At 63.2% G+C, this 25,261-nt stretch carries 24 protein-coding genes; 10 read left to right on the top strand and 14 right to left on the bottom strand.

Annotated elements, in window-relative coordinates:
• Positions 1-43: 43 nt before the first annotated feature.
• From exaC to pedF, 6 genes are all read right to left on the bottom strand, one after another.
• Positions 44-1,564: an acetaldehyde dehydrogenase ExaC gene (gene exaC, locus BMZ57_RS04490; RefSeq protein WP_010209363.1), complete on the bottom strand. Its 1,521-nt coding sequence runs from the start codon at positions 1,562-1,564 to the stop codon at positions 44-46.
• Between the two features lie 121 nt (positions 1,565-1,685).
• Complete coding sequence (locus BMZ57_RS04485) at positions 1,686-3,461, bottom strand: PQQ-dependent methanol/ethanol family dehydrogenase (protein ID WP_010209362.1); 1,776 nt, start codon at positions 3,459-3,461, stop codon at positions 1,686-1,688.
• A gap of 126 nt (positions 3,462-3,587) precedes the next feature.
• The gene (locus BMZ57_RS04480) at positions 3,588-4,520 is read right to left on the bottom strand and encodes a quinoprotein relay system zinc metallohydrolase 1 (RefSeq protein WP_010209360.1); all 933 of its coding nucleotides are present in this window, start codon (positions 4,518-4,520) and stop codon (positions 3,588-3,590) included.
• Between the two features lie 16 nt (positions 4,521-4,536).
• On the bottom strand, positions 4,537-5,286 hold the full coding sequence (locus BMZ57_RS04475; RefSeq protein ID WP_044287402.1) for a quinoprotein dehydrogenase-associated SoxYZ-like carrier: 750 nt from the start codon (positions 5,284-5,286) through the stop codon (positions 4,537-4,539).
• 9 nt (positions 5,287-5,295) lie between these two features.
• Positions 5,296-6,171, bottom strand: coding sequence for a substrate-binding periplasmic protein (locus BMZ57_RS04470; RefSeq protein WP_010209356.1), 876 nt, complete (start codon positions 6,169-6,171; stop codon positions 5,296-5,298).
• 3 nt (positions 6,172-6,174) lie between these two features.
• Positions 6,175-6,636: a cytochrome c-550 PedF gene (pedF, locus tag BMZ57_RS04465; protein ID WP_042572089.1), complete on the bottom strand. Its 462-nt coding sequence runs from the start codon at positions 6,634-6,636 to the stop codon at positions 6,175-6,177.
• A gap of 255 nt (positions 6,637-6,891) precedes the next feature.
• Here pedF and exaA point away from each other — a divergent pair, with 255 nt between their 5' ends.
• Both exaA and BMZ57_RS04455 read left to right on the top strand, forming a co-directional pair.
• Positions 6,892-8,784, top strand: coding sequence for a quinoprotein ethanol dehydrogenase (gene exaA / locus BMZ57_RS04460; RefSeq protein ID WP_021492845.1), 1,893 nt, complete (start codon positions 6,892-6,894; stop codon positions 8,782-8,784).
• Between the two features lie 78 nt (positions 8,785-8,862).
• The gene (locus tag BMZ57_RS04455) at positions 8,863-9,510 is read left to right on the top strand and encodes a pentapeptide repeat-containing protein (protein ID WP_010209352.1); all 648 of its coding nucleotides are present in this window, start codon (positions 8,863-8,865) and stop codon (positions 9,508-9,510) included.
• A 38-nt stretch (positions 9,511-9,548) separates the two neighbouring features.
• Here BMZ57_RS04455 and BMZ57_RS04450 read toward each other — a convergent pair whose 3' ends face one another.
• Both BMZ57_RS04450 and BMZ57_RS04445 read right to left on the bottom strand, forming a co-directional pair.
• The gene (locus BMZ57_RS04450; RefSeq protein WP_010209351.1) at positions 9,549-10,175 is read right to left on the bottom strand and encodes a response regulator transcription factor; all 627 of its coding nucleotides are present in this window, start codon (positions 10,173-10,175) and stop codon (positions 9,549-9,551) included.
• Positions 10,172-11,434 carry a HAMP domain-containing sensor histidine kinase gene (locus BMZ57_RS04445; RefSeq protein WP_031291170.1) on the bottom strand — a complete coding sequence of 421 codons (1,263 nt, stop codon included), beginning with the start codon at positions 11,432-11,434 and terminating at the stop codon, positions 10,172-10,174. The genes BMZ57_RS04450 and BMZ57_RS04445 overlap by 4 nt, the downstream gene beginning before the upstream one ends.
• Positions 11,435-11,620: 186 nt before the next feature.
• Here BMZ57_RS04445 and BMZ57_RS04440 point away from each other — a divergent pair, with 186 nt between their 5' ends.
• The 6 genes from BMZ57_RS04440 (at position 11,621) to BMZ57_RS04415 (ending at position 16,646) form a co-directional block, all read left to right on the top strand.
• Positions 11,621-12,793, top strand: a complete 1,173-nt coding sequence (locus tag BMZ57_RS04440; RefSeq protein WP_021492848.1) for an ABC transporter substrate-binding protein — start codon at positions 11,621-11,623, stop codon at positions 12,791-12,793.
• Between the two features lie 30 nt (positions 12,794-12,823).
• On the top strand, positions 12,824-13,783 hold the full coding sequence (locus BMZ57_RS04435) for a YVTN family beta-propeller repeat protein (protein WP_042572087.1): 960 nt from the start codon (positions 12,824-12,826) through the stop codon (positions 13,781-13,783).
• Complete coding sequence (locus tag BMZ57_RS04430; RefSeq protein ID WP_021492850.1) at positions 13,780-14,520, top strand: ABC transporter ATP-binding protein; 741 nt, start codon at positions 13,780-13,782, stop codon at positions 14,518-14,520. The genes BMZ57_RS04435 and BMZ57_RS04430 overlap by 4 nt, the downstream gene beginning before the upstream one ends.
• Entirely contained in the window at positions 14,517-15,308 is a 792-nt protein-coding gene (locus tag BMZ57_RS04425) for an ABC transporter permease (RefSeq protein WP_021492851.1), read from the top strand. The genes BMZ57_RS04430 and BMZ57_RS04425 overlap by 4 nt, the downstream gene beginning before the upstream one ends.
• A 108-nt stretch (positions 15,309-15,416) precedes the next feature.
• The gene (locus BMZ57_RS04420) at positions 15,417-15,965 is read left to right on the top strand and encodes a PQQ-dependent catabolism-associated CXXCW motif protein (RefSeq protein WP_021492852.1); all 549 of its coding nucleotides are present in this window, start codon (positions 15,417-15,419) and stop codon (positions 15,963-15,965) included.
• A gap of 15 nt (positions 15,966-15,980) precedes the next feature.
• The gene (locus tag BMZ57_RS04415; RefSeq protein ID WP_010209341.1) at positions 15,981-16,646 is read left to right on the top strand and encodes a response regulator transcription factor; all 666 of its coding nucleotides are present in this window, start codon (positions 15,981-15,983) and stop codon (positions 16,644-16,646) included.
• A 146-nt stretch (positions 16,647-16,792) separates the two neighbouring features.
• On the opposite strand, the gene BMZ57_RS04410 is transcribed toward BMZ57_RS04415, so the two are convergent.
• The 5 genes from BMZ57_RS04410 to BMZ57_RS04390 all read right to left on the bottom strand — a co-directional run bounded on the left by BMZ57_RS04410 (position 16,793) and on the right by BMZ57_RS04390 (position 22,389).
• On the bottom strand, positions 16,793-18,733 hold the full coding sequence (locus BMZ57_RS04410; protein ID WP_042572084.1) for a PAS domain-containing hybrid sensor histidine kinase/response regulator: 1,941 nt from the start codon (positions 18,731-18,733) through the stop codon (positions 16,793-16,795).
• Positions 18,675-19,820 carry a nitric oxide-sensing protein NosP gene (gene nosP, locus BMZ57_RS04405; protein ID WP_021492853.1) on the bottom strand — a complete coding sequence of 382 codons (1,146 nt, stop codon included), beginning with the start codon at positions 19,818-19,820 and terminating at the stop codon, positions 18,675-18,677. The genes BMZ57_RS04410 and nosP overlap by 59 nt, the downstream gene beginning before the upstream one ends.
• 131 nt (positions 19,821-19,951) lie before the next feature.
• On the bottom strand, positions 19,952-20,758 hold the full coding sequence (locus BMZ57_RS04400; RefSeq protein WP_044287406.1) for a sulfite exporter TauE/SafE family protein: 807 nt from the start codon (positions 20,756-20,758) through the stop codon (positions 19,952-19,954).
• Complete coding sequence (locus BMZ57_RS04395) at positions 20,759-22,003, bottom strand: NAD(P)/FAD-dependent oxidoreductase (protein ID WP_010209337.1); 1,245 nt, start codon at positions 22,001-22,003, stop codon at positions 20,759-20,761.
• A gap of 50 nt (positions 22,004-22,053) precedes the next feature.
• Positions 22,054-22,389 carry an ArsR/SmtB family transcription factor gene (locus tag BMZ57_RS04390; protein WP_005789341.1) on the bottom strand — a complete coding sequence of 112 codons (336 nt, stop codon included), beginning with the start codon at positions 22,387-22,389 and terminating at the stop codon, positions 22,054-22,056.
• A 94-nt stretch (positions 22,390-22,483) separates the two neighbouring features.
• On the opposite strand from BMZ57_RS04390, the gene BMZ57_RS04385 reads away from it, so the two are divergent.
• Positions 22,484-23,347, top strand: coding sequence for an MBL fold metallo-hydrolase (locus BMZ57_RS04385; protein WP_010209336.1), 864 nt, complete (start codon positions 22,484-22,486; stop codon positions 23,345-23,347).
• On the opposite strand, the gene bkdR is transcribed toward BMZ57_RS04385, so the two are convergent.
• The gene (bkdR, locus tag BMZ57_RS04380) at positions 23,344-23,829 is read right to left on the bottom strand and encodes a Bkd operon transcriptional regulator BkdR (RefSeq protein WP_010209335.1); all 486 of its coding nucleotides are present in this window, start codon (positions 23,827-23,829) and stop codon (positions 23,344-23,346) included. The two genes, BMZ57_RS04385 and bkdR, sit on opposite strands and share 4 nt — an antisense overlap.
• A 195-nt stretch (positions 23,830-24,024) precedes the next feature.
• On the opposite strand from bkdR, the gene BMZ57_RS04375 reads away from it, so the two are divergent.
• On the top strand, positions 24,025-25,260 hold the full coding sequence (locus tag BMZ57_RS04375; RefSeq protein ID WP_044287408.1) for a 3-methyl-2-oxobutanoate dehydrogenase (2-methylpropanoyl-transferring) subunit alpha: 1,236 nt from the start codon (positions 24,025-24,027) through the stop codon (positions 25,258-25,260).
• Position 25,261: the final 1 nt, after the last annotated feature.

Raw genomic sequence — 25,261 nt, 5'->3', positions numbered from 1 at the left:
TCGCACCGCCCCTCCCACAGGAGACCGCATTGCAGTCAGAGGGTTAGAAGAAACCCAGCGGATTGATGTCGTAGCTCACCAGCAAATTCTTGGTCTGCTGGTAGTGATCGAGCATCATCTTGTGGTTCTCACGCCCCACGCCCGACTTCTTGTAGCCGCCAAACGCCGCATGCGCCGGGTACAGGTGATAACAGTTGGTCCACACGCGCCCGGCCTTGATCGCCCGGCCCATGCGGTAGGCACGGTTGATGTCGCGGGTCCACAGCCCGGCGCCGAGGCCGAACTCGCTGTCATTGGCAATCGCCAGGGCTTCGGCTTCGTCCTTGAAGGTGGTGATGCCCACCACCGGGCCGAAGATTTCTTCCTGGAACACGCGCATCTTGTTGTGGCCCTTGAGCAAGGTCGGCTGGATGTAGTAACCGCTGGACAAGTCGCCCTCCAGGCGCTCGGCTGCGCCGCCGGTGAGCAGCTCGGCGCCCTCTTCCTGGGCGATCTTGAGGTAGGAGAGGATCTTGTCGTATTGCTGCTCGGACGCCTGGGCGCCAACCATGGTTTCGGTGTCCAGCGGGTTGCCGCGCTTGATCTTGACGATCTTCTTCATCACCACTTTCATGAAGTCGTCGTAGATCGACTCCTGCACCAGCGCCCGCGACGGGCAGGTGCACACTTCGCCCTGGTTGAAGAACGCCAGCACCAGGCCTTCGGCGGCTTTTTCGATGAACTGCGGCTCGGCCTGCATGATGTCTTCGAAGAAGATGTTCGGCGACTTGCCGCCCAGTTCCACGGTGGAGGGAATGAGGTTCTCGGCGGCGGCATGCATGATGTGCGCACCGATGGGGGTCGAGCCGGTGAATGCGATCTTGGCGATGCGCTTGCTGGTGGCCAGTGCCTCCCCGGCTTCGCGGCCAAAGCCCTGGACGATGTTCAGCACGCCCGGTGGCAGCAGGTCATTGATCAATTCGGCAAACACCATGATCGACAGCGGCGTCTGCTCGGCCGGCTTGAGCACAATGCAGTTACCGGCGGCCAGGGCCGGGGCGAGTTTCCAGGCGGCCATCAGCAGCGGGAAGTTCCACGGAATGATCTGCCCGACCACGCCCAATGGCTCATGGAAGTGATAGGCCGCGGTGTGTTCGTTGATCTCGGCGGCGCCGCCTTCCTGGGCGCGGATGCAGCCAGCGAAGTAGCGGAAGTGGTCAGCGGCCAGAGGCACGTCGGCGTTGAGGGTTTCGCGCACGGCCTTGCCGTTGTCCCAACTTTCGGTCACGGCCAGCACTTCGAGGTGCTGCTCGATACGGTCGGCGATTTTCAGCAGCACCAGGGAGCGATCCTGAGGCGAGGTTTTGCCCCAGGCGTCGGCGGCGGCATGGGCAGCGTCGAGGGCCTTGTCGATATCGGCGGCGTTGGAGCGCGGGAATTCGGCGATCACTTCACCGGTCACCGGCGAAGTGTTGGTGAAGTATTCACCGCTGAGCGGGGCGACGAACTCACCGCCGATGTAATTACCGTAGCGCTGCTTAAAGCTGACGATGGCGCCAGGGGTGCCAGGTTGTGCGTAGATCATGTTAAAGCCTCTGTCTGGGTCCGGGCCTGTCGGTCAACAGGCGATGACCCGATGTTAAAGAGCCCCCGTTCCCGGGCGAATGCGCCGTTGGCAGGGGGGCGCTTGTCATTTGGTCGTAGATTCAGTGTTTGGCGACCAGCTCTTTGGGCAGCTTGAAGGTCCAGAGCATGCCGCCCTGGTTGAAGTCCTTGATGCGCTTGGCCACTTCACCGCCCCACAACGGCACTGCACCGCCCCAGCCCGAGAGCACCGAGACGTACTGTTCGCCGTCCATTTCCCAGGTCACAGGCGAGCCGAGCACGCCGGAGCCGGTCTGGAATTCCCAGACTTTCTCGCCGGTCTTGGCGTTGAACGCCTGCAGGAAGCCTTCCGGCGTGCCTGTGAACACCAGGTTGCCCTTGGTGGTCAGCACTCCGCCCCACAGCGGCGCGAAGTTCTTGTGGCGCCAGACTTCCTTGCCGGTCTTCGGGTCAATGGCGCGCAGCACGCCGATATAGTCTTCGTTCAATGGTTTGATAGTGAAGCCCGCACCGAGGAACGCCGCGCCCTTCTTGTAGGCGATGCCTTCGTTCCACATGTCCATGCCCCACTCGTTGGACGGCACGTAGAACAACCCGGTGTCGCGGTTATAGGCCATCGGCATCCAGTTTTTCGCGCCCAGGAACGCCGGTGCGACGAACACCGAGGTGCCCTTGGCTTCGCTGCCCGGAGCGCCAGGGCGGCTGGCGTCGTTGTAGATCGGCCGACCGTCCTTGTCCAGGCCGGTGGCCCAGGTGATCTTGTCGACAAACGGGAAACCACGAATGAACTTGCCGTTGGTGCGATCAAGCACGTAGAAGAAGCCGTTACGGTCGGCTGTGGCGGCAGCTTTTATCTCTTTGCCACCTTCCGTGTAGTTGAAGGAGACCAGCTCGTTCACGCCGTCATAGTCCCAGCCGTCATGGGGCGTGGTCTGGAAGTGCCACTTGATGGTGCCGTCGTCCGGGTTCAGCGCCAGGCGCGAGGACGAGTAGAGGTTGTCGCCAGGGCGCAGGTGCGAGTTCCACGGCGCCGGGTTGCCGGTACCGAACAGCAGCAGGTTGGTTTCCGGGTCGTAGTAGCCGCCCAGCCACGGTGCGGCGCCGCCGGTTTTCCACAGATCTCCGGGCCAGGTCTTGCCCGCCTCGCCACCGGAGATACCGTTCTCAACCGCCTTGCCGTCTTTATAGACGTAGCCCATATGGCCTTCGACCGTCGGGCGACTCCAAAGCAGTTCACCGTTCTTCGGGTCATAGGCTTCGATCTTGCCCACCACGCCGAACTCGCCACCGGCCACACCGGTAATCAGCTTGCCGTTGATCACCAGGGGCGCGGCGCTGATGGAGTAGCCTTCTTTGTGGTCGGCGACTTTCTTGCTCCACACCACTTTACCGGTGTCTTTGTTCAGCGCCACCAGCTTGGCGTCGAGGGTGCCGAAGAACACCAGGTCGCCGTACAGCGCCACGCCACGGTTGATCACGTCACAGCACGGGCGAATGTCATCGGGCAGACGCGCATCGTACTGCCAGAGCTTCTTGCCGGTGCGCGCATCCACCGCGAACACCCGCGAGTAGGAACCGGTGAGGTACATCACCCCATCCTTGATCATCGGCTGCGCCTGTTGCCCACGCTGCTTCTCGCCGCCAAAGGAAAACGCCCAGACCGGTCGCAGTTCCTTCACGTTATCGACGTTCAGGGTGTCGAGGGGGCTGTAGCGCTGGCCCTGCACGCCCAGGCCGTTGGTGACGATCTGCCCGGGGTTTTTCGGGTCCTGGAGAATTTCCTCATCGGTCACCGAGGCCATGGCCTGGCCTGACAACAGGATGGCACCGAGCAACACACTCAAGGCGAAGGGTTGGCGGCGTGCGGGTTGGGTCATGACGGCTACCTCTGCGGTTTTTTGTTATACCCGGGAAATTTTCCCGGTCTGGAGCAGATTCTTGGGCGCAGGGGCAGTTGTCACAATTGACCGCAGTATCGAGTTTGCTAGTTCCTTAGTAGCGGGTCAGCGCGCCGAATCCACGCGTTGCATCCGTTCGCGCTCGTAACGCGGGTACAGGTGGCTGACGCTGCGAATCAGTTCATAGCGGCTCAGGCTGATCGTGGCGAAGCGTTCAGGGATGGGGCTGCGGATCATCTCGGCCATGTCGCTGCCGTGGGCCGCGCCGTCACGCAGCAGTTGATCGAGCCAGGTCAGGTAGTCGCGCATCTGCGTGAAGGGCTGCGCGTCGCTGGCCACCGGGCCATGGCCGGGCACGATCAGGGTCCAGGGCAAGGCTTGCAGGGTGCCGAGGTCGGCCAGCCACACCGCCAGCCCCGGGCTGTTGGGGGTGGTGAGCGCGCGCTGGTAAAACACCAGGTCGCCGGCGAACAGCACGCCGGTGCTCTGGTCGAAGATCGCCAGGTCGGCGCCGGTGTGGCCGGTGAGCGCGAGCAAGCGCAAGTCGTGGCGGCCGACGCTCAGCACACCGGGTTCCAGCACCTGGGTCGGCAATACCACCTCGGTACCGCGCATCCAGTCGCCGACCATGCGGTAGAGATTTTCCGCCATGCCGTCGCCCTGCTCGTGCAGCAGCCGCGTGGTCTCGGCCAGGGCGCCGATGGGCACGTCCTTGAAGGCCTGGTTGCCCAGCGCATGGTCGGGGTGATGGTGGGTAATCAGCACCTGGGTCACCGGCTTGGGGGTGACGCGGGCGATGGCCTCGCGCATGGCTTCGCCATAGCGCCGCGACGGCCCGGTGTCGATCACCACCACGCCAGCCTCGGTGACAATGAAGGCGGTGTTGACGATATTGCCGCCATTGGCCTTGGCAAAATTGTCGGTGCTGCCTTCAAGCAGCCAGGTGTCATCGGCGATCAATCGGGGCTTGAGGGCGTAGTCGAGGTCCGCCAGGGCGGGCAGGCTCAGGCCCAGGCATAACAATAGAATCCAGCGCATGCCGCGCTCCTTCTGGTCAGGGTATGGCCGCGTCGAACTCATTGCCGCTGTTGTCGCGCAGCACCAGCCGGGTAGGCCCCGGCGCGTCGATGTCGAAGGCCAGGTTGGGGTTTTCGCTGACCGCCGGGAATAGCTCAAGATCAGCCAACACCTGGCCGTCCCGGCCAAGCAGTTGTGCATGGTTGATAAAAAACTCGGGGATGCCGCTGACCATGCCATTGTCCATCGGGTGCGCCACCTGCACACGTACGCGGCTGAACTCGCCCCGCGGGTAACGGCCGCCGAGCACTTCGCCGATGTGCTCTTCCCAGCCCGGCTGGGTGCGTACCACGCTGGGCGCGGTGCAGCCGCCACCGGCCGCGTCGATCAGGGTCGAGCCCACATGCCACAGCCCGTCATCGGTGAGCACCGCCGCCCGCAACGGCGTGGCCTGCTCGATACGAATCCGCAGCGACAGCCACGGCAGCACGCCGGTCTTGGGTTGGAAGTCGACGATTTTCGGCAATGGGTTGAGCTCGGCCCAGGCGAGGATTTTCACCACATGGCCGTTGAAGGCGCGGGCGTCGATTTCCAGCGGCACCTGGCGCGCATCTTCGGCGAACGGCGGCGCGAGCAGCTTGACTCGGTCGTCGAACACGAACGGCGCCTCGGCCAGGAACTGCTTGTGATAAAACGCCCACATCACCGACGGTACCGGGTCGACCTCCACGGCGTGAGCCGCCAGCGGCAGCCAGCACGCCAAGATGCAGCTCAGTCGCCAGTTCATCGCCTGCTCCTATTGATACATCTCGGGGACTTCATACTGCAGGCCGTAACGGGCATAGATGGCTTGCACCGCGCCGTCGCGGATCAAGCCTTCCAGCGCCTCTTCCACCGCGTAGGCCAACTGGCGATTGCTCTCGTGCACCGCCATGCCGATCTCCCAGCGCTGCTTGCCCATGTTCGGGTAGGCGTTTTCGGCGAGGGCCAGTTGCGGGTCGTGGGCTTCATGCACCTGCCAATCGACTTCGCCGCGCATCGCCATCACCGCATCGACCTCACCGGCTTTCATCGCCGCAAAGGCCTGGGGGACGTCGGGGTAGTGATGGGTCTTGGCGGCGAGCATGCCGTTGAACACCGAGGTGAGGTAGAACGACGGCACGCTGTCGACTTCGACGCCAATCGGGTGCTGCTCGAACACCGCCACGCTGGCAACCCTGTCCAGGCGCCGACGGTCGTAAGCCACCTGCCATTGTTCGTTCTGATACGGCCCGAACATCACCACATGGCCGTTTTCCAGTTCGCCCTGGTCGTTGCGCTTCTGTGCGTAATCGCGATCGTAGGGCGCGCGCATCATCAGGTCGGCCAGTTGCTGGTTGTGCAACTGGCTGCCACGCCAGATGTAGTCGCGCAGGTCGTCGTCGAGCTTCTCGCCGGCCGGCGCCCAGATCAACGTGAGCCGTACCCCCAGCGCCGTGGCCAGGGCCTGGGCCAGCTCCACGTCGACCCCGCGCGCGGTGGCGCCGTCTTCGAAACTGTAGGGGGCAAAGTCCTTGTACACCGCCACGTTGATGTCGCCGGCGGCGATCATCTGGTCATAGCTGCGCACCTGCGCCTGTGCCGGCTGGCAACACAGCAGGGCCAGGCCAAGCACATAAGCGAACAGGCGCATGGCTTACTCCTCGACGTGCACGGTATCCAGGTAGGTGCGCACGGCCCACAAGGCTTCCTGGCTCAGGTAGTCGGCCATTTTCGGCATGTACACGCGGCCGTCACGCACCGCGCCATGGCGCACGCGCTCGACGAACCACTCATCACCGGCTTCGCCCACATCGAGCATGCGCAGGTCGGGGGCGATGCCGCCGGACTTGGCTTCCAGGCCGTGGCAGGCGGCGCAGTTCTGGTTGTAGGCGGACGAACCAATCTCCACGGCCCGATCGTGTTCAGGCGAGGTGCGGTACGGATTGACCGCCGCCCAGCCGTCTTCGTTGACCGGCACGCCGGCGTCCTTGATCGAGGTCAGGCCCTGGGTTTCCACCGCTTGCGGGACCACGTCACCATGGGCCCAGGCGGAGCCCGCGGCGATCACACCGACCAACAGCCCGGCGACGAGCAAGGCATTGTGTTTTGTTGTCATTATTTTTGCCCTCAGGATTGCACGCAAAACCTCATTGCAGAGGCTATGGCAACCATCTTAGAAACCCCGGGACATGGGCCGTATGCTGCTTTGGTGGCCGCCCTCTCCTCCCTTGGTAGTAGGGCTTGTGGGGCACGCCTAAAACAGCGGCGCCCCGGGAAGTCTTCCCGGCCACAGCGGGACTTTTTCCGTATCCGCCCGGCGCCCCGGCGTTCCACCCTGTGCAGGCCAAAACCTCCACTGGGAACTGCAACCATGACAATAAGATCGCTACCCGCCCGCTCACCTTTAAGCCTTGCCGTGCAAGCCTTTGTGCTGGTGGGCAGCCTGTCCCTCAGTGCTGTAACGTTCGCGGCCGCCGAACCCGCCAAGCCGACGCGCACTGTCACCTGGGAAGACATCGCCAACGACCACCTGACCACCCAGGACGTGCTGCAATACGGCATGGGCACCAACGCCCAGCGCTGGAGCCCGCTGGCCCAGGTCAACGACAAGAACGTGTTCAAGCTCACCCCGGCCTGGTCCTACTCGTTCGGCGACGAGAAGCAACGCGGCCAGGAGTCCCAGGCCATCGTCAGCGACGGCGTGGTCTACGTCACCGGCTCCTACTCCCGCGTGTTCGCCCTCGACGCCAAGACTGGCAAGCGCCTGTGGACCTACAACCACCGCCTGCCCGACAACATTCGCCCGTGCTGTGACGTGGTCAACCGGGGTGCGGCGATCTTCGGCGACAAGATCTACTTCGGCACCCTCGACGCGCGCCTGATCGCCCTCGACAAGAACACCGGCAAAGTGGTGTGGAACAAGAAGTTCGGCGACCACGCCGCCGGCTACACCCTGACCGGCGCTCCGGTGCTGATCAAAGACAAGGTCAGCGGCAAGGTGCTGCTGATCCACGGCAGCTCCGGCGATGAATTCGGCGTGGTCGGCCAGCTGTTTGCCCGCGACCCGGACACTGGCGAAGAAGTATGGATGCGCCCGTTCGTGGAGGGCCATATGGGCCGTCTGAACGGCAAGGACAGCACGCCGACCGGCGACGTCAAGGCCCCTTCGTGGCCGGATGACCCGACCACCGAAACCGGCAAGGTCGAGGCCTGGAGCCACGGCGGCGGCGCCCCTTGGCAGAGCGCAAGCTTCGATGCCGAGACCAATACGATCATCGTCGGCGCCGGCAACCCCGGCCCGTGGAACACCTGGGCGCGCACCGCCAAGGACGGCAACCCCCACGACTTCGACAGCCTCTACACCTCGGGCCAGGTCGGCGTCGACCCCAGCACCGGCGAAGTGAAGTGGTTCTACCAGCACACCCCGAACGACGCCTGGGACTTCTCCGGCAACAACGAGCTGGTGCTGTTCGACTACAAGGACAAGGACGGCAAAGTGGTCAAGGCCACCGGCCACGCCGACCGCAATGGTTTTTTCTATGTGGTGGACCGCAATAACGGCAAGCTGCAGAACGCCTTCCCCTTCGTCGACAACATCACCTGGGCCAGCCATATCGACCTGAAGACCGGGCGTCCGGTGGAGAATGAAGGCCAGCGTCCGGCCAAGCCATTGCCGGGTGAAACCAAAGGCAAACCGGTGGAAGTCTCGCCGCCGTTCCTGGGTGGCAAGAACTGGAACCCCATGGCCTACAGCCAGGACACCGGGCTGTTCTACATCCCCGGCAACCAGTGGAAAGAGGAATACTGGACCGAAGAGGTCAACTACAAGAAGGGCTCGGCGTACCTGGGCATGGGCTTTCGCATCAAGCGCATGTATGACGACCACGTCGGCACCCTGCGTGCGATGAACCCAACCACCGGGAAGGTGGTGTGGGAGCACAAGGAAGCCTTGCCGCTGTGGGCCGGCGTGCTGGCCACCAAGGGCAACCTGGTGTTTACCGGCACCGGCGATGGCTTCTTCAAGGCTTTCGACGCCAAAACCGGCAAGGAGCTGTGGAAGTTTCAGACCGGCAGCGGCATCGTCTCGCCGCCGATCACCTGGGAGCAGGATGGCGAACAATATGTCGGCGTAACCGTCGGCTATGGCGGCGCGGTGCCGTTGTGGGGCGGCGACATGGCCGAGCTGACCAAGCCGGTGGCACAGGGCGGGTCGTTCTGGGTGTTCAAGATCCCGAGCTGGGATAACAAGACCGCCCAGAAGTAACCCTTGCGAGATGACCGGACCGCCTTTTGTGATGAGCGGGCTTGCCCCGCTCACCACAGGATCCCTAGAGGTTGCACGATGAACTACCTGCCCTTGTTACTCCTGCTCTCCCTGCCCCTGGCGCACGCCGACGATGGCGACGACGCCCCGCTGATCATCAACGGCTGCACCCTCGCCGAACGCAGCCAATGCCCCGGCGCCAACCTCAAGGGCGCCGATTTGCGCAACCAGGACTTGAGCAAGATGAACCTGGCCGGCGCCGACCTGCGCGAGGCGGATCTGCGCCATGCCAACCTCGACCTGGCCAACCTGGAAAAAGCCCAGCTGCAAGGCGCCAACCTGACCCGCGCCAGCCTGCAACAGGCCAACCTGCGCCTGGCCAACTTCAGCGGCGCCACGCTGATGGCGATCCAGGGCTGGGGCTTGTTTGCCCAGGGGGCGCAGTTCGAAAACGCCAACCTCAGTGCGGCCTACCTGCAGTTTGCGCGGCTGTCCGGGGCAAAAATGCACAAGGCCAACCTGCGTGCGGCCGACCTGGAGATGACCTGGCTGAGCAAGGCCGACCTGCAAGGTGCCGACCTCAGCGACGCCAACCTGCAGGAAGCCAAGTTCGGCGAGAGCAACCTGGAACAGGCCACCCTCACCGGCAGTCGCCAGCACTATGCGAACTTCCAGGATGCCAATATGGAGGGCTGCCAGGATTGCCCAACGACCTGGGATCGCTGAAACGACGCCATTGAAATGTGGGTTTTGTGCACGCCCGGTTATCCAACCACCCGCACCACCCCCATGTCGATCCCCAGGTGCACCAGCTCGGCATGGGAACTCACCTGCAATTTGCTCTTGAGCAAGGTCAGGTGATTGGACACGGTCTTGCTGCTGATATTCAGCTGGTCGGCAATCGCTCGGGTAGGCGTGCCCCTGGCCAGCATCAGGAAAATCTCCAGTTCACGCGGGGTCATGCCCTGCAAGCGTTGATCGCTGGGGGTATAGGCCAGTTCGGTGGCCAGGGCCTGCTCGATGTAGGCGTGGCCGTCGAGGATGCGCCGCACCGCTTCGATCAACACCTCGGGGGCCGAGGTTTTGGTCAGGTAGCCTGAGGCCCCGGCGTCCAGGGCCTGGCGCACCAGGGGCAGCTCGTCGTGCATGCTGAAAAACAGCACACGCAGGTGCGGCAGGCGCTGGCGCAGGCGACGGGTGGTTTCCAGGCCGCTGATGCCCGGCAAGCCGAAGTCCATGATCACCAGGTGCGGCAGCGCTTCCTGGACCCGGCTCAACGCTTCTTCACCACTGGCCGCCTCGCGCACTTCAACGGCCGGCAGCAGCGCGCGCAGCAGGCTGGCATAACCCTGGCGCACCACAGCGTGGTCATCCACCAACAGAATATTCATGAAGCCTCCAACGGCACGTTCAACGCCAACGCCCAGCCGGCGCCGGGCTGGCTGATGATCTTCAATTCGCCGCCCAGGCAGCGGGCGCGTTCGGCCATCGAATACAGGCCCACGCCGGGCCGCTGGGGCGTGTCTGCACCGCGACCGTTATCACGCACCCACAGGCGCAGGCGCGAACCGCGATGTTGCAGACGCACGTGCACCTGGCTGGCGTCGGCATGCCGCAGGATGTTGGTCAGGGCTTCCTGGAGCAGACGGTACAGATGGGTCTTGCTGGCGCCGGGCAACAGCGGCAGGTCCGTACTGACTTGCAGGTGGCAGGGAATGCCGTGGCTGGCCTGCCACTGCGTAACCAGCATCGAAAACGCCTCGGCCATCGGCAGGTGTTGCAGGGCCACCGGATAGAGATCGTGGACCAGCGCCCTGAAGCCTTGCTGCAAGTGCTCGCAGTGATCCTCCAATTGCGCCACGGTGGACGCCAGCAGATGCGGCTGGTCGGTGACCAGGCGCAACAGGCAGGCCTGGGCGCGAATGCCGGCCAGGTATTGACCGAGGTCATCGTGCAGGGTCTGGGCCAGGTGGGTGCGCTCCTGTTCCTGCACCGCCAGCAGGGTCTGGGTGAGCCGGGTGTTATCGGTACGCGCCTGCTCCAGGGCGTCGGTCATGCGGTTGAAGTGCAGCGCCAACTGCCGTGCTTCCGGCGCGCCTTTACTGCGCAGGCGCACGTTGAGCTGGCCGGCGCACACCTGTTGCAGCGCGCGCAGTAATTCATCCAACACGCCCATGCCACGGCGCACCGCCCAGCGGATGGTCAACAGGCTCAACACCAGGGCCAGGGCGCACAGGCCCAGCAGTTGTTGCAGGGAATCCCAGACCTCATCGATCTCATCCCGAGGGTCGACGGCGATGGACACGCGCCGACCGTCCGACAAGTCCAGCACCTGGGCACTGCGTCGTGCCTCGGCAAACAGCAGGCGCCCGAGCCAGGCGTCCAGCCCGTCCGGGGCCGGCGCTTGCGCGCTGTCGCCGCTCGCCAGCCAGTGCACACGTACATGGCGCAAACTCGCGGTGAGGTGGGGTTGCAGGCTGGCCGGGTCGCGCTCGGCGGTTTCGCTCAGGTAGTGCACCACCGCTTCGGCCGATTGCAGCTCGTGCTCCACATCGGCCAGGGCCTGGTGCAGCAACAGCGCGGTGCAGGCGCAGGTCACCAGGGCGAAGAAGCCGCACACCCACAGGTTGATGCGCCACAGGGCCGACAGGCCGGGCCGGGTGGTGAAGACGCGCATGCTCGTGTCACTCCTGTGAATAAGACCGGTAGGGATCCATGCTAAGACCGCACTCGCTGCGCGGGGCTACTACCTTGGTACTGCCCCAGCGCTACTTTCTGCATATTTGCAGCGACGTTCAGGGTTCCTATGCTGGCGCTACCTGTCATGGAGTGCCTTATGCGCCAGCTCGCCCCCTACGCCGTGATCTGCCTGCTGGCAATCGCCTGGGCCGCCAACGGCCAGGCCGCTGAAGCGCCCTTGCAGGTGCAGATCGGCTACCTGGGTTATCGGCCCGATCCGGGCCCGCTGCTGTCGAACGTCATTCCCGAGCCTGCCGATGCCGGGCAGCGCGGCGCTGAACTGGCGATCCTCGACAGCAACAGCACCGGCGCCTTTCTCAACCAGCGCTATAGCCTGACGACCGCCACGGTAGACACCCCAGACGCCCTGCTCGCCGCCGCCCAAGCCCAGCATGCCCAAGGCCTGCGCCTGTTCGTGGTCAACGCGCCTGCCGCCAGCCTGCGCCAACTCAGCGCGGCGCTGCCCGACAGCCTGCTGTTCAATGCCGGCAGCCCGGATGACAGCCTGCGCAGCACCGCCTGCCTGGGCAACGTGCTGCATACGCTGCCCAGCCGCGCGATGCTCGCCGATGCGCTGGCGCAGTTCCTGGTCGTGCGCAAATGGCAGAAAGCGCTGTTGATCGTCGGCCCCACCGAGGATGACCAGGCCTACGCCGCCGCCCTGCGTCGCGCCGCCAAACGCTTCGGCGTGCAGTGGGTGGCGGAAAAGGCCTGGCGCTTCGATAACGACCAACGCCGCAGCGCCCAGGCGGATATGCCGCTGTTCACCCAGACCGCCGAATACGACGTGGTGTTGGTGGCCGACGAGCGCGGCGACTTCGGCGAGTACGTGCCCTACCAAACCTGGTACCCGCGCCCCGTCGCCGGCACTCAGGGCCTGACGCCCACTGGCTGGCACAAAACCGTCGAGACCTACGGCGCTGCCCAATTGCAGAAACGCTTCGAGGCCCTGGCCGGGCGCTGGATGAACGACCGCGACTTCGCCGCCTGGATGGCCGTGCGCAGCATCGCCAGTGCAGTGAGCAAGTTGCGCCAGGTCGAGCCCATGGCGATCCGTCAACTGGAAATCAGCGAGCAACTGCCCCTGGATGGTTTCAAGGGCCGCAAGCTTAGCTACCGCCCCTGGAACGGCCAACTGCGCCAACCGATTCCCATCGTGCAGCCCCGCGCGCTGGTCAGCACCTCGCCCCAGGACGGCTTCCTGCACCCCACCAACGAAATGGACAGCCTGGGCTATGACAAACCCGAGGTGACCTGCCGCTTCCCTTGATCACCTACCCACAATAATAAGGACTCCGCCATGCGCCGCACCCTGCTCTCATGCGCCCTGCTGCTTGCCGCCGGGCACGCCGTGGCCAGTACCGCCTGGGTCTCCAACGAGAAAGACAACAGCCTGAGCCTGATCGACATGCAGTCCCTGCAAGTCACCGACACCCTCAAGGTCGGCCAGCGTCCGCGAGGCTTGCTGCTGTCCCATGACAACAAGCTGCTGTACATCTGCGCCAGCGACTCGGACCGCGTGCAGGTGATGGACGTGGCCACGCGCAAGATCATCAAGGAACTGCCCTCCGGCAAAGACCCCGAGCAGTTCGCCCTGCACCCCAATAACCGTTGGCTGTATGTGTCCAACGAAGACGACGCGCTGGTCACCGTGATCGACACCGAGACCGCCAAGGTGCTCGGCCAGATCAACGTCGGCGTCGAACCCGAAGGCATGGCCGTGAGCCCGGATGGCAAGTGGGCGGTGAACACCAGCGAAACCACCAACATGCTGCACTGGATCGACACCAGCACCCAGACCCTGGCCGACAGCACCCTGGTGGACCAGCGCCCGCGCTTCGTCGAGTTCAACCACGATGGCTCGCAGCTGTGGGCCTCGGCGGAAATCGGCGGCACCGTGACCATCCTCGACGTAGCCAGCCGCGCGATCCTCAAGACCCTGACCTTCAGCATCAAGGGCGTGCACCCGGACAAAGTCCAGCCGGTCGGCATCAAGCTCAGCGCCGACGGCAAGTACGGCTTTGTCGCCCTCGGCCCGGCCAACCATGTGGCCGTGATCGACGCCAAGACCTTCGAGGTCCTCGACTACCTGTTGGTGGGCCGCCGCGTGTGGCAGATGGCATTTACCCCGGACGAGAAACAGTTGCTGGTCACCAACGGCGTGAGCGGCGATGTGTCGGTGATCGATGTGGACAGCCTCAAGGTGATCAAGTCGGTGAAGGTCGGGCGTTACCCGTGGGGCGTGGTGGTCACACCATGAACGCCCTGGAGGTGCGCGACGTGAGTTTCGCCTACGGCGCACGGCAGGCCTTGTGCGAGGTGAGTTTCAGCCTTGCACCGGGGCGCTTTGCGGCGCTGCTGGGGCCCAATGGCGCCGGCAAATCCACCTTGATCGCCCTGCTCACGCGGCTGTATGACCTGCAAAGCGGCGACATCCGCGTGGGCGGTCACTCCCTGCGTGAGGCACCGCGTGCGGCCCTCACCCAGCTGGGTGTGGTGTTCCAGCAAAGCACCCTGGACCTGGATCTGAGCGTGGAACAGAACCTGCGCTACCACGCCGCGCTGCATGGTTTATCGCGGCGCCAGACCGACCTGCGCGTAGCCGCCGAACTGGCACGCCAGGCCCTCACGGAACGGCGCCGCGAAAAAGTCCGCGAGCTCAACGGCGGACACCGGCGCCGGGTGGAAATCGCCCGGGCGTTGCTGCATGAGCCGCGCTTGCTGCTGTTGGATGAAGCCAGCGTCGGCCTCGACCCGGCCAGCCGCCTGGCGCTGAACCAGCACGTGCGCAGCCTGTGCCTCGAACACGGCATCAGCGTACTGTGGACCACCCACCTGCTCGACGAAGTGCAGGCCGACGATGCGTTGATGATTCTGCATCAGGGTCGTCTGGTGGCCCGTGGGCAAGTCGATGCCTTGATCGCGCAACAAGGCGGCGACCTCGGCAGTGTGTTCGCGCGTTTGACTCGCCCCACCACGACGGGAGCAGCGGCATGAACGCTTACTGGCAATGCCTGCGCGGCATCGTGCTGCGCGAGTGGCTGCGATTTGTGTTGCAGCGCACGCGGTTTCTCAGTGCGCTGGTGCGCCCATTGCTGTGGCTGCTGGTGTTCGCCGCCGGGTTCCGCGCCGCGTTGGGCATCTCGGTGATCGAACCCTACGACACCTACATCCCCTACGAGGTGTACATCATCCCGGGGCTGGCCTGCATGATCCTGCTGTTCAACGGCATGCAAGGCTCGCTGTCGATGGTCTACGACCGCGAGATGGGCAGCATGCGCGTGCTGCTGACCAGCCCGTTGCCGCGCACGTTTTTGCTGTGCAGCAAGCTGTTGGCCACCGCGCTGATTTCACTGTTGCAGGTGTATGGGTTCCTGGCGATTGCCTGGGTGTACGGCGTGCAACCACCGGCCATGGGGCTGTTGATCGCCCTGCCGGCGTTGCTGCTGGTGGCCTTGATGTTGAGCGCCCTGGGCCTGTTGCTGTCGAACGCGATTCGCCAACTGGAGAACTTTGCCGGGGTGATGAACTTCGTGATCTTCCCGCTGTTTTTCCTTTCTTCGGCGCTGTACCCGCTGTGGAAGATGCGCGACTCCAGTGAATGGCTGTACTGGCTGTGTGCGATCAACCCGTTTACCCACGCTGTGGAGCTGGTGCGCTTCGCCCTGTACGAACGCTTCGCCGGCCTGGCCTTGGCGGTGTGCCTGGGCTTGACCGTGCTGTTCGCGGTGTTGGCGGTGCTGACCTTCAATCCCCAGCATGCGGCGTTGCGCAAAAAGGGCTGACGGCGGCAAAAACTACTACTTTAGTACTGGTTTTCCTGTCTATCGTCGCATTCCCAAGGGCTCGGGACTCACGTGTAATGCGCGCATAACGATAAGGATCGCCCTGCCATGCTGTACGCCCGACTGCCTCTGTTGGCACTGCTGTGCCTGTTCGTCGCCAACGTCCAGGCTGACGCCCCTCTGTTTTCCGCCGACGGCTACCGCATCAGCCTGTACCGCAGCCCCACGCCCGACCACCTGCCCGGTGCCACGATTGTCGACACTGCGGCGCTGCAAACCCTGCTCAGCCAAACACCCGCGCCCGTGCTGATCGACGTGTACCGCCGCCAGTGGCTGCAAGGTCGCTTCATCGAAGACCAGCCCCACGCCAACCTGCCCGGCAGCCACTGGCTGGCCAATACGGGCGACGGCGACCTGACGCCGGAGTGGCAAAGCTATTTCGTGCGCCACCTGTATGCCTACAGCGGCGGCGACCTCAAGCGACCGTTGGTCTTCTATTGCCGCTCCGATTGCTGGCTGAGTTGGAACGCGGTAAAACGTGCCGCCAACCTCGGCTATACCTCTGTGTACTGGTATCGCGACGGACTGGATGCCTGGGAAGCGGCGAAGCTGCCGGTGACGGTCGCCCAACCCGAGCCATTTCAAACATCACAATAAGCAAGGTGAACGGCCATGTACAAAATCCTGATTGCCGACGATCACCCACTGTTTCGCGAAGCGATCCATAACGTCATCAGCGACGGCTTTCCCGGCAGCGAAGTGATGGAAACCGCCGACCTCGACAGCGCCCTTGCCTTGACCCAGGAACACGACGACCTCGACCTGATCCTCCTCGACCTGAACATGCCCGGCATGCACGGCCTCAATGGCCTGATCAACCTGCGCAACGAGGCGCCGACCATTCCGGTGGTGATCGTCTCGGCCGAGCAGGACAAGCAAGTCGTGCTGCAAGCCATCACCTATGGCGCCGTGGGCTTTATCACCAAATCCTCGCCGCGCCTGCAAATGACCGAGGCGATCCAGCAGATTCTCAACGGCAACGTGTACCTGCCGCCGGACATCATCCGCACCCAGAAGCCTGGCACCCACCGGCGCCTCAACGAAAACCCCGGCTTCGCCCCCGAACTGCTGCAAGCCCTGACGCGCAAGCAATTGCTGGTGCTGGAACGCATGACCAAGGGCGAGTCGAACAAACAGATCGCGTACACGCTGGAGATTGCCGAGACCACAGTAAAGGCCCACGTGTCGGCGATCCTGCGCAAATTGAATGTGCATAACCGGGTGCAGGCGATCCTCAGCGCCGGGGATATCGATTTCGGCTCTTACCTGCGCCGCTGACCCGCCTCACACCACACCGGTCAAATGTGGGAGGGGGCTTGCTCCCGATGGCGGTGCATCAGTCAGTTATGATGTCGACTGACCCACCGCTATCGGGCGCAAGCCCCCTCCCACATTTTGATCTCCACTTGTGGGTATTTCGCCGTTCATTTGCCGAGCAGGTGGCTCATGGCGGTCTTGAGTTTCATCGGGCGTACCGGCTTGTGCATCAGGGTGTGTCCCAACTCGCGGATCTGCTGCTTCAACTCATTGCTGTAGTTGGCGGTGATCATCAACGCCGGTATCGCGCGGCCGCGTCGTCCATTGATGCGGGCGACGGCGTCGACGCCGTTCTGGTCGTCGTCGAGGTGGTAGTCGGCGATCAGCAAGTCGGCTTCGGCATGGTAGTTATCCACCTGTCGTGCCAGGTCTTGCTCCGACAACGCCGTGATCACCTGGCAGCCCCAGCCTTCCAGCAAGGTGCGCATGCCCGCGCAGATCGCCGCGTCGTTATCCAGCACCCACACCCGCGCGCCTTGCAGGCGTTCGAGCATCGGTTCGCTCATGGCCAGTATTGGCAGCGACTTGGGCGCCGTGGCGCTCAACGGCACCTCCACCGAGAACATCGAGCCTTTACCCGGCCAGGATTTGACGCTGATACGATGACCCAGGATCCCGGCGATCTTTTCCACAATCGCCAGCCCCAGGCCCAACCCCCGGTCCTGGTCGGGCCGCTGCACATCACCGCGCTTGAACTCCTGGAAAATCTCCTCCAACCGCTCCTCGGCGATGCCCATGCCGCTGTCCCACACCTGGATCAACAAACGCTGATGCTGGCGGCGACACCCCAGCACCACACGCCCGTTGTAGGTGTAGCGAATCGCATTGCTCAACAGGTTGCGCAGAATCCGCGCCAGCAGCTGAATATCGCTGCGCACCAACGCCGAGCAGCCGACAAAATGCAGCGCCAGGCCCTCGCTGCGGGCCAACTCGGTGTACTCGGCGGCCAGGTTGTCGAGCAGTTCACTCAGGGCAAACGGCGCGATGTCGGCCTTGATCACCCCGGCATCCAGCTTGGAAATATCCACCAGGGTGCCCAGCAGGTTTTCCACGTCTTCCAGGGAGTTGCTCACGTTGCGCACCAACGTTTCGCTGGGCCGCTCCAGCAGCGCGCTGGTAAACAGGCGCGCCGCATTCAAAGGTTGCAGCAGGTCATGACTGACGGCGGCGAGGAATTTGGTTTTTGACAGGTTGGCCTGCTCGGCCTCCAGCTTGGCTTCACGCAGGCGCGCCTCCACACGGCGGCGCTCGTCGATCTCCTGCAATAACTGGTCGTTGAGCGCGGTCAGTTCCGAGGTGCGCTGGGCCACGCGTTGCTCCAGGTGCTGATAGGCCTGATGCAGGGCTTCGGCGGTGCGGCGGCGTTCGGTGATGTCGCGGATCAGCACGAAGATCCCTACCACTTCGCCGCTGGCCAGCGTATTCGGCACATAGGAGCGCAGCATGTAGCGCTCCTGATTATTGATGTTGGTCTCGGCGAATTCAAAGGTCACGCTCTCCCCCGCCAGGGCGCGGGCGACGTAGGCGTCCAGGCGCTGGCAGTGTTGCTCACTGTGGACCTCGCGCAGGCTCTGGCCGAGCATCATGCCGCGCGGCCAGCAATACCATTCTTCATAGACTTTGTTGGTGAACTCGTAGACCAGGTCGGCGTTCAGGTAGCCGATCAGGGCCGGGACGTTATCGGTGATCAGGCGAATCCAGCGTTCGCTTTCCTGGGCCTTTTGTGCCGCGACCTGTTCGCCGCGCAGGGTTTCGGCGCGCAGCCGGGCGTTGATCAGCAAGTGGTTGCTGGCCTTGAGTTCGGCCATCGCTTGGTTCAGCGCGTCGGTGCGTTCACGCACTTGCTCGGCCAGCACCACGGAATGCTGAAAGGTGGTGTAAGGGTTATTGCCCTGGGCCATGCCGGACTCGATGCGTTCGATCAGCGCGGCGTTGATCCGTGCCAGCTTGTGGTTGTCCTGTTGCAGCTGGGCAACCTGGGCGAGCAGTTCAGCGCCGACCTCGGGCAATGGCGACTCCAGTGAAGGTCTGGTTGATATGCATGCCATTGAACTGTTCTCCGTAGGTGTTGAAGCCCATCACCCGCTGGTCACGCAGGAAACCGCCGATCTGTTCCAGATTGTCGCTGTCTTCCAACTCCAGGCGGCGCAGGAAGCAGTCGCAGCCGATGGTCAACAGCAGGTCGCCAAGGCGCGCTTGCAAGCCGTCGAACAGGGTTTGCAGGTTCGGCAGGATCAGCCCGGGCTTCATCACGGTGAGGACGATGCCGTTTTCCACCGCGCAGTAGAAACTCAGGCTGAGGTCGTCGTGCACTTGCTGGATCGCCCGCACGTAGTACTGGTCGTGGATGCGTACCGCCAACGGATGCGCCGCGAAGACCCGGTGATCGAGGTCGGCCACTGCCACGCCGATATGCCGCGCGTATTCTTCGGCGGCCGGTTCGGCATTGAGCTCGAAGACCCGGCGCGACGGGCTGTCGGCGCCGGTGACCACCAGTTTTTCGCTGCGCGGCAGGATGTGGTGGGTGGTGAACACCTCGAAATCCAGCCAGGTATTGACCAGCACCACCACCGCCGCACCGCTGTGGAAAGCGCCGTTGAAATACACGTGGGTGTGGGTGAGGAAATTGTCGTCGCCGGCCGAACCGCCGAAATGCGGAATGTCGCCAAGCGCCGCGCTGAGGGCAGCGAGCACCACCTCTTCACGGCTGGACAAGCCATCGAGCAGGGTCAGGGCGAAGGTGTTGCCCTTGATCGGTGCCAGGGTATTGCTGCGGCAACCGCCGACGAGACGTTCGACCATCTGCTGGGCATCGATCAGGCTGAAGTGTTCCACCTGGTCGATCAGCTCCGTGGCGATGGAAAAGTGCGCGTGGTTAAAGCCCATTGCCGTCACGCAATTGCGGCCGTAGCCCTCGGGCGTGATCTCGCCGGCGCTGGTGCAGCCCACCACGCGCACGTTGCCGAAACACGCTTGCAGGGCCTGGCCCAGGGCCTGCAGGTCGTAGGACGCCGAGCAGAAAAACAGCACGAAGCCCAGGTACGGATGCAGCAGTTGCCGCGCCAACTCCTCGGCGGCCTGCCCGGCATCGGTGGCCTGGGACATGGCACTGACTACGCCTTCACCGTTATGCATCGTTGCCTCCCCCTCTGAGGCATGAGTTTACGAAGAGCGGGGGTTGGGACCTATGCTACTTGGGTACTGGGTAGGGGGATGCGATGGGATGAGGGCGCTTGATCGTTCCCGCCGCGTAGGAACGATTACGTTCAAAGCAAGGCGCTGACCAGCATGCCGATAGCCACCACCACACACAGGCTGGCAAACCCCACCTGCAACGTGCGTGCGGCAACCACCGAGCACAGGCGCCGGCCGATCAGCATGCCGACGATACTCGCCGCGATAAATACCCAGCCCACGGATTCGATGCGCACCCCGGCATGCAACGCGCCGGCCACGCCGATCAGCGAAATCAGGCTGATCACCATCAGCGACGTGGCGACGATGCCGCGCATCTGCACGTCGGTGAGTTGCTTGAACGCCGGTACGATCAAAAAGCCGCCGCCCACCCCGAGCAAACCCGAGACCGCCCCCGTCACCGCGCCCAGTGCGGCCAGGGTGGCGCTGCATTTGGCGGTCCAGGCCAAGCGCCCGGTCTGCTGGTTGAGCATGCAGTTCTTCTGCCCCCAGGACGCGCTGCCATGGTCACTGGGTCCCGGCTGGTTTTTTTCGCGCTGCAACATGCGCCAGGCGACCAGCACCATCAACGCGCTGAACAAGCCCATCAACAGCGGTTCCGGCAATTGGTGGGCGACAAACACCCCCACCGGGGAGAACAGCGCGCCGAGCAACGCGATCAGCAACGCAGCACGATAACGCACCAGACCATGGCGCAAACCGTCGATCGCCCCCACCGCTGCCGCCGCACCGACGGCGAGCAACGACACCGGCGCCGCCTGGGTCATGCTCAAGCCAAGGCCCAGCACCAGCGCCGGCACCCCAAGGATGCCGCCGCCTGCGCCCGTCAACCCCATGACCACGCCCATCAATAATCCCAACACACTGGCCAGCAGCATTCAGTCCACCTTGCTCAGACGGGTCAACCACTCGCGGCCCTTGAGCATGCCATTCCAGTAGAACCATGGCAGCAGCGTGGCCTTGAGAAACCACATCGAGCGACGTGCCTGGGTCGGGTCCAGGGGGAAGGTCGGCAGTAACTTGCCGCCGTAGCCGAACTCGGCCAACACCACCTTGCCCTTCTCCACCGTCAATGGGCAGGAGCCGTAACCATCGTACTTGAGCGGCAGCGGCGCCTGTTTGCGCAGGGCCAGCAGGTTCTCGGCAACCACCACGATCTGCTTGCGTACCGCAGCGGCGGTCTTGGCGTTGGTGGTGCCGCACACGTCACCCAGGCCGAAGATGTGCGGGTAACGCAGGTGTTGCAGGCTGTGGGGGTTCACTTCGCACCAGCCGGCGGCGTCGGCCAAAGGGCTTTGGCGGATGAAATCCGGGGAGACTTGCGGTGGGACGACGTGCAGCAAGTCGAAGGATTTTTCTTCAATGCGAGCATTGCCTTCGACGTCCTTCACTTCGAACCAGGCCTTGCGTGCCGGGCCGTCGACTTTCACCAGGTTGGCATTGAACGCCAGGCGCGCGTTGTACTTCTCTACGTATTTCATCAACGGCGGCACGAACGTCGCCACGCCGAACAGCGCGGCGCCGGCCAGGTTGAATTCGACGTCGATGTTTTTCAGCACGCCCCGCTTGAGCCAGTGATCGCAGGACAGGTACATGGCTTTTTGCGGCGCGCCTGCGCATTTGATCGGCATGGCCGGCTGGGTGAAGATCGCCTTGCCGCCCTTGAGTTGCCGGACCAGTTGCCAGGTATAGGCGGCGTGTTGGTAGCTGTAGTTGGAGGTGACGCCATGCTTGCCGAGGGTGTCTTGCAGGCCTTCGATCTTCTCCCACGCCAGCCTCAGGCCGGGGCATACGATCAGGTGTTGCCAGCTGACGCGCTGGCCGCTGTCGAGGATCAGGGTCTGCTCGTCGGGCAGTATTTCGCTGACGGCGGCCTGCACCCAGGTAACGCCATTGGGCAATACATCCGCCAGCGGGCGGCGGGTTTTTTTCAGGTCGTAGGCGCCGCCACCCACCAAGGTCCACGCGGGCTGGTAGCAATGGTGGTCGCTCGGTTCGATCAGGATGATGTTCAGATTCGGGTCGCGCTTGAGCAGACTGGCCAGCAGGCCAATGCCTGCCGAGCCGCCGCCGATGACTACGATGTCGCCACTGATGGTCGGTCCCCAGTGTTGGTCGGTCATGGTCTATCGCCTTTGTCATACATGCACACAAGGGTCGCTGCCAGATGGCGTCACGCCCAGCTTTTTATGACCGCGCCGCAGTACAGCCCGGACAGGGTCTTCATGACTTGAATCACTTCGTGGCTGGCCAGCCCGTAGAAGATGTATTTACCTTCCCGACGGGTGGCGACCAACCCTTCGTCACGCAGGATGCCCAACTGTTGAGACAGCGTCGGCTGACGCACGCCGGTCAGGGCTTCGAGTTCGCCGACATTGCGCTCGCCCTGGGTCAGTTGGCACAGGATCAACAAGCGGTCCTCATTGGCCAGGGCCTTGAGCAAGGAACAGGCCTTGGACGCCGATGCGCGCAGCTGGGCGACTTCGCCCTCACTCAGAGTAGATTCCATTTGCTTCGGGTCCTTTTTGTCACTTAAGCTCGAAACATTATGTGAAAACATAAACTGATTGTAACTACTTTTTTCTTCACCCGGGACAAACGCCATGCCAGCGCTGATTCAAGCCTTTCTGGACGAGGCATCATCGACCTACACCTACGTCGTTTATGAAGGCGATGGCGGCCCCTGTGCCATCGTCGATTCGGTGCTCAACTACGACCCGGCCTCGGGGCGCACCGAGACCGTCCAGGCAGACAAGATCATTGCCTTTGTGCGCGAGCACAGCCTGCAGGTGCAATGGTTGCTGGAAACCCACGCCCACGCCGATCACTTGTCTGCCGCGCCTTACCTGCGCCGGACGCTGGGCGGCAAGATCGCCATCGGACAGTCGATCAGCAAAGTGCAGGGCGTGTTCAAGAACCTGTTCAACCTGGAGCCGGAGTTTCGCGTGGATGGCTCGCAGTTCGATCATCTGTTTGCGCCGGATGAGGTGTTCCACATCGGCACCCTCAAGGCCCAGGCCCTGCATGTGCCTGGGCATACCCCGGCGGACATGGCCTACCTGATCGATGGCCGACTGATTCTGGTGGGCGACACGCTGTTCATGCCGGATGTCGGCACGGCGCGCTGTGACTTTCCCGGAGGGGATGCGCGGCAGTTGTATGCGTCGATGCGCAAGTTGCTGGCCTTTCCATTGGAAACCGAACTGTACGTCTGCCACGACTACCCGCCCGACGGCCGTAAGGCAAAGTGCCGGACCACGGTGGCGGAGCAGCGCGCAGGAAATATCCATGTGCATGATGGCGTGGATGAAGCCACGTTTGTCGAGATGCGCACCCAGCGCGATGCCGGGCTGGGGATGCCGACGCTGTTGCTGCCGGCGATCCAGGTGAATGTGCGGGCGGGGAATATGCCGCCGGCTGAGGACAATGGAGTGGTGTACCTGAAGATCCCGATCAACCACCTCTAACCGAGGTTGATACCATTGGCCGGCAACGGCAGCGCAGTCTTGTAGCGCACCTGCTTCAACGCAAAGCTCGACCGGATGTTCGCCACCCCCGGTACCTTGGTCAAAAAGTCCATCATGAAACGCTCCAGCGACTGGATCGTCGGCACCAGCACCCGGATCAGATAGTCCGGGTCACCGGCCATCAGGTAGCACTCCATCACTTCGGGCCGGTCGGAGATCGCGCCTTCGAACTGCTGCAACGCCAACTCATTCTGTTTTTCCAGGCTGACGTGGATGAACACGTTGACGTGCAGCCCCAGCAAATCGGCGTCGAGCAGCGTGACCTGGTCACGGATCAAGCCCAGTTCCTCCATCGCTTTCACCCGATTGAAACACGGCGTGGGCGACAGGTTCACCGAGCGGGCCAGGTCGGCATTGGTGATGCGGGCGTTCTCCTGCAGGGCGTTGAGAATGCCGATATCGGTACGGTCCAGTTTGCGCATGAGACAAAATCACCTGTTTATTATGTTTATGCAGTTTTTTTATCCGCAAATGATCGTGAGCGCAATGAAACACAGATAAATATTCTTCTACGCCCCGCCTATGATTGTTGTAGGACAAGATTTCTCCTATCCGGAGGCTGACTGTCAGCTAGCGCGCCCACTACAAGAAATTCACAAGATAGAGCGTAGAAAGCCATGACCCAGCAGTATGAACCACTGCGCCTGCACGTCCCTGAACCCTCGGGCCGCCCAGGCTGCAAGACCGACTTCACTTACCTGCGCCTGACCGACGCCGGTACCGTGCGCAAACCCGCCATCGACGTAGAACCCGCCGACACCGCCGACCTGGCCAAGGGCCTGATCCGCGTGCTCGACGACCAGGGCCAGGCCCTGGGGCCGTGGGCCGAAGGTGTTTCCGTCGAAATCATGCGCAGAGGCATGCGCGCCATGCTCAAGACGCGGATCTTCGACAACCGCATGGTGGTCGCCCAGCGTCAGAAAAAAATGTCGTTCTATATGCAGAGCCTCGGCGAAGAAGCCATCGGCAGCGCCCAGGCCCTTGCCTTGAACATCGACGACATGTGTTTCCCCACCTACCGCCAGCAAAGCATCCTGATGGCCCGTGAAGTGCCACTGGTGGACCTGATCTGCCAACTGCTGTCCAACGAGCGAGATCCGCTCAAGGGCCGCCAGTTGCCAATCATGTATTCGGTCAAGGACGCCGGCTTCTTCACCATTTCCGGCAACCTCGCCACCCAATTCGTACAAGGCGTGGGCTGGGGCATGGCCTCGGCGATCAAGGGCGATACCAAGATCGCCTCCGCCTGGATCGGCGACGGCGCCACCGCCGAATCCGACTTCCACACCGCCCTCACCTTCGCCCACGTATACCGCGCGCCGGTGATCCTCAACGTGGTCAACAACCAGTGGGCGATCTCCACCTTCCAGGCGATTGCCGGCGGTGAAGCCACCACCTTCGCCGGACGCGGCGTCGGTTGCGGCATCGCCTCCCTGCGCGTGGACGGCAACGACTTCATTGCGGTGTACGCCGCTTCCGCCTGGGCTGCCGAGCGTGCGCGCCGCAACCTGGGGCCAACGCTGATCGAGTGGGTCACCTACCGCGCCGGGCCGCACTCCACATCTGATGACCCTTCGAAATACCGCCCAGCCGACGACTGGAGCCACTTCCCCCTCGGCGACCCCATTGCCCGTCTCAAGCAGCACCTGATCAAGATGGGCCAGTGGTCCGAAGAGGAACACGCGGCGGTCAGTGCCGAACTTGAAGCCGAAGTGGTCAAGGCACAGAAAGAAGCCGAACAGTACGGCACCCTCGCCGGCGGCCAGATTCCAAGCGCCGCAACGATGTTCGAAGACGTCTACAAAGAGATGCCGGAGCATTTGAAGCGCCAGCGTCAAGAGTTGGGGATCTGAC

The organism is Pseudomonas simiae (genome assembly GCF_900111895.1).
GTDB classification, from domain to species: Bacteria; Pseudomonadota; Gammaproteobacteria; order Pseudomonadales; family Pseudomonadaceae; genus Aquipseudomonas; species Aquipseudomonas simiae.
The sequence above is the reverse complement of the archived record's forward strand: the minus strand, read 5'-3'. Positions and strand labels throughout refer to the sequence as shown.

Coding starts and splice junctions, on each gene's coding strand:
- exaA (WP_021492845.1), top strand. CDS start 6,892: ATGACAATAAGATCGCTACCCGCCCGCTCACCTTTAAGCCTTGCCGTG.
- BMZ57_RS04385 (WP_010209336.1), top strand. CDS start 22,484: ATGCCAGCGCTGATTCAAGCCTTTCTGGACGAGGCATCATCGACCTAC.
- BMZ57_RS04400 (WP_044287406.1), bottom strand. CDS start 20,758: ATGCTGCTGGCCAGTGTGTTGGGATTATTGATGGGCGTGGTCATGGGG.
- BMZ57_RS04390 (WP_005789341.1), bottom strand. CDS start 22,389: ATGGAATCTACTCTGAGTGAGGGCGAAGTCGCCCAGCTGCGCGCATCG.
- BMZ57_RS04375 (WP_044287408.1), top strand. CDS start 24,025: ATGACCCAGCAGTATGAACCACTGCGCCTGCACGTCCCTGAACCCTCG.
- BMZ57_RS04430 (WP_021492850.1), top strand. CDS start 13,780: ATGAACGCCCTGGAGGTGCGCGACGTGAGTTTCGCCTACGGCGCACGG.
- BMZ57_RS04450 (WP_010209351.1), bottom strand. CDS start 10,175: ATGAATATTCTGTTGGTGGATGACCACGCTGTGGTGCGCCAGGGTTAT.
- BMZ57_RS04425 (WP_021492851.1), top strand. CDS start 14,517: ATGAACGCTTACTGGCAATGCCTGCGCGGCATCGTGCTGCGCGAGTGG.
- BMZ57_RS04440 (WP_021492848.1), top strand. CDS start 11,621: ATGCGCCAGCTCGCCCCCTACGCCGTGATCTGCCTGCTGGCAATCGCC.
- pedF (WP_042572089.1), bottom strand. CDS start 6,636: ATGACAACAAAACACAATGCCTTGCTCGTCGCCGGGCTGTTGGTCGGT.
- BMZ57_RS04420 (WP_021492852.1), top strand. CDS start 15,417: ATGCTGTACGCCCGACTGCCTCTGTTGGCACTGCTGTGCCTGTTCGTC.
- BMZ57_RS04395 (WP_010209337.1), bottom strand. CDS start 22,003: ATGACCGACCAACACTGGGGACCGACCATCAGTGGCGACATCGTAGTC.
- bkdR (WP_010209335.1), bottom strand. CDS start 23,829: ATGCGCAAACTGGACCGTACCGATATCGGCATTCTCAACGCCCTGCAG.
- BMZ57_RS04415 (WP_010209341.1), top strand. CDS start 15,981: ATGTACAAAATCCTGATTGCCGACGATCACCCACTGTTTCGCGAAGCG.
- BMZ57_RS04455 (WP_010209352.1), top strand. CDS start 8,863: ATGAACTACCTGCCCTTGTTACTCCTGCTCTCCCTGCCCCTGGCGCAC.
- BMZ57_RS04470 (WP_010209356.1), bottom strand. CDS start 6,171: ATGCGCCTGTTCGCTTATGTGCTTGGCCTGGCCCTGCTGTGTTGCCAG.
- nosP (WP_021492853.1), bottom strand. CDS start 19,820: ATGCATAACGGTGAAGGCGTAGTCAGTGCCATGTCCCAGGCCACCGAT.
- exaC (WP_010209363.1), bottom strand. CDS start 1,564: ATGATCTACGCACAACCTGGCACCCCTGGCGCCATCGTCAGCTTTAAG.
- BMZ57_RS04435 (WP_042572087.1), top strand. CDS start 12,824: ATGCGCCGCACCCTGCTCTCATGCGCCCTGCTGCTTGCCGCCGGGCAC.
- BMZ57_RS04485 (WP_010209362.1), bottom strand. CDS start 3,461: ATGACCCAACCCGCACGCCGCCAACCCTTCGCCTTGAGTGTGTTGCTC.
- BMZ57_RS04475 (WP_044287402.1), bottom strand. CDS start 5,286: ATGAACTGGCGACTGAGCTGCATCTTGGCGTGCTGGCTGCCGCTGGCG.
- BMZ57_RS04410 (WP_042572084.1), bottom strand. CDS start 18,733: ATGGCATGCATATCAACCAGACCTTCACTGGAGTCGCCATTGCCCGAG.
- BMZ57_RS04480 (WP_010209360.1), bottom strand. CDS start 4,520: ATGCGCTGGATTCTATTGTTATGCCTGGGCCTGAGCCTGCCCGCCCTG.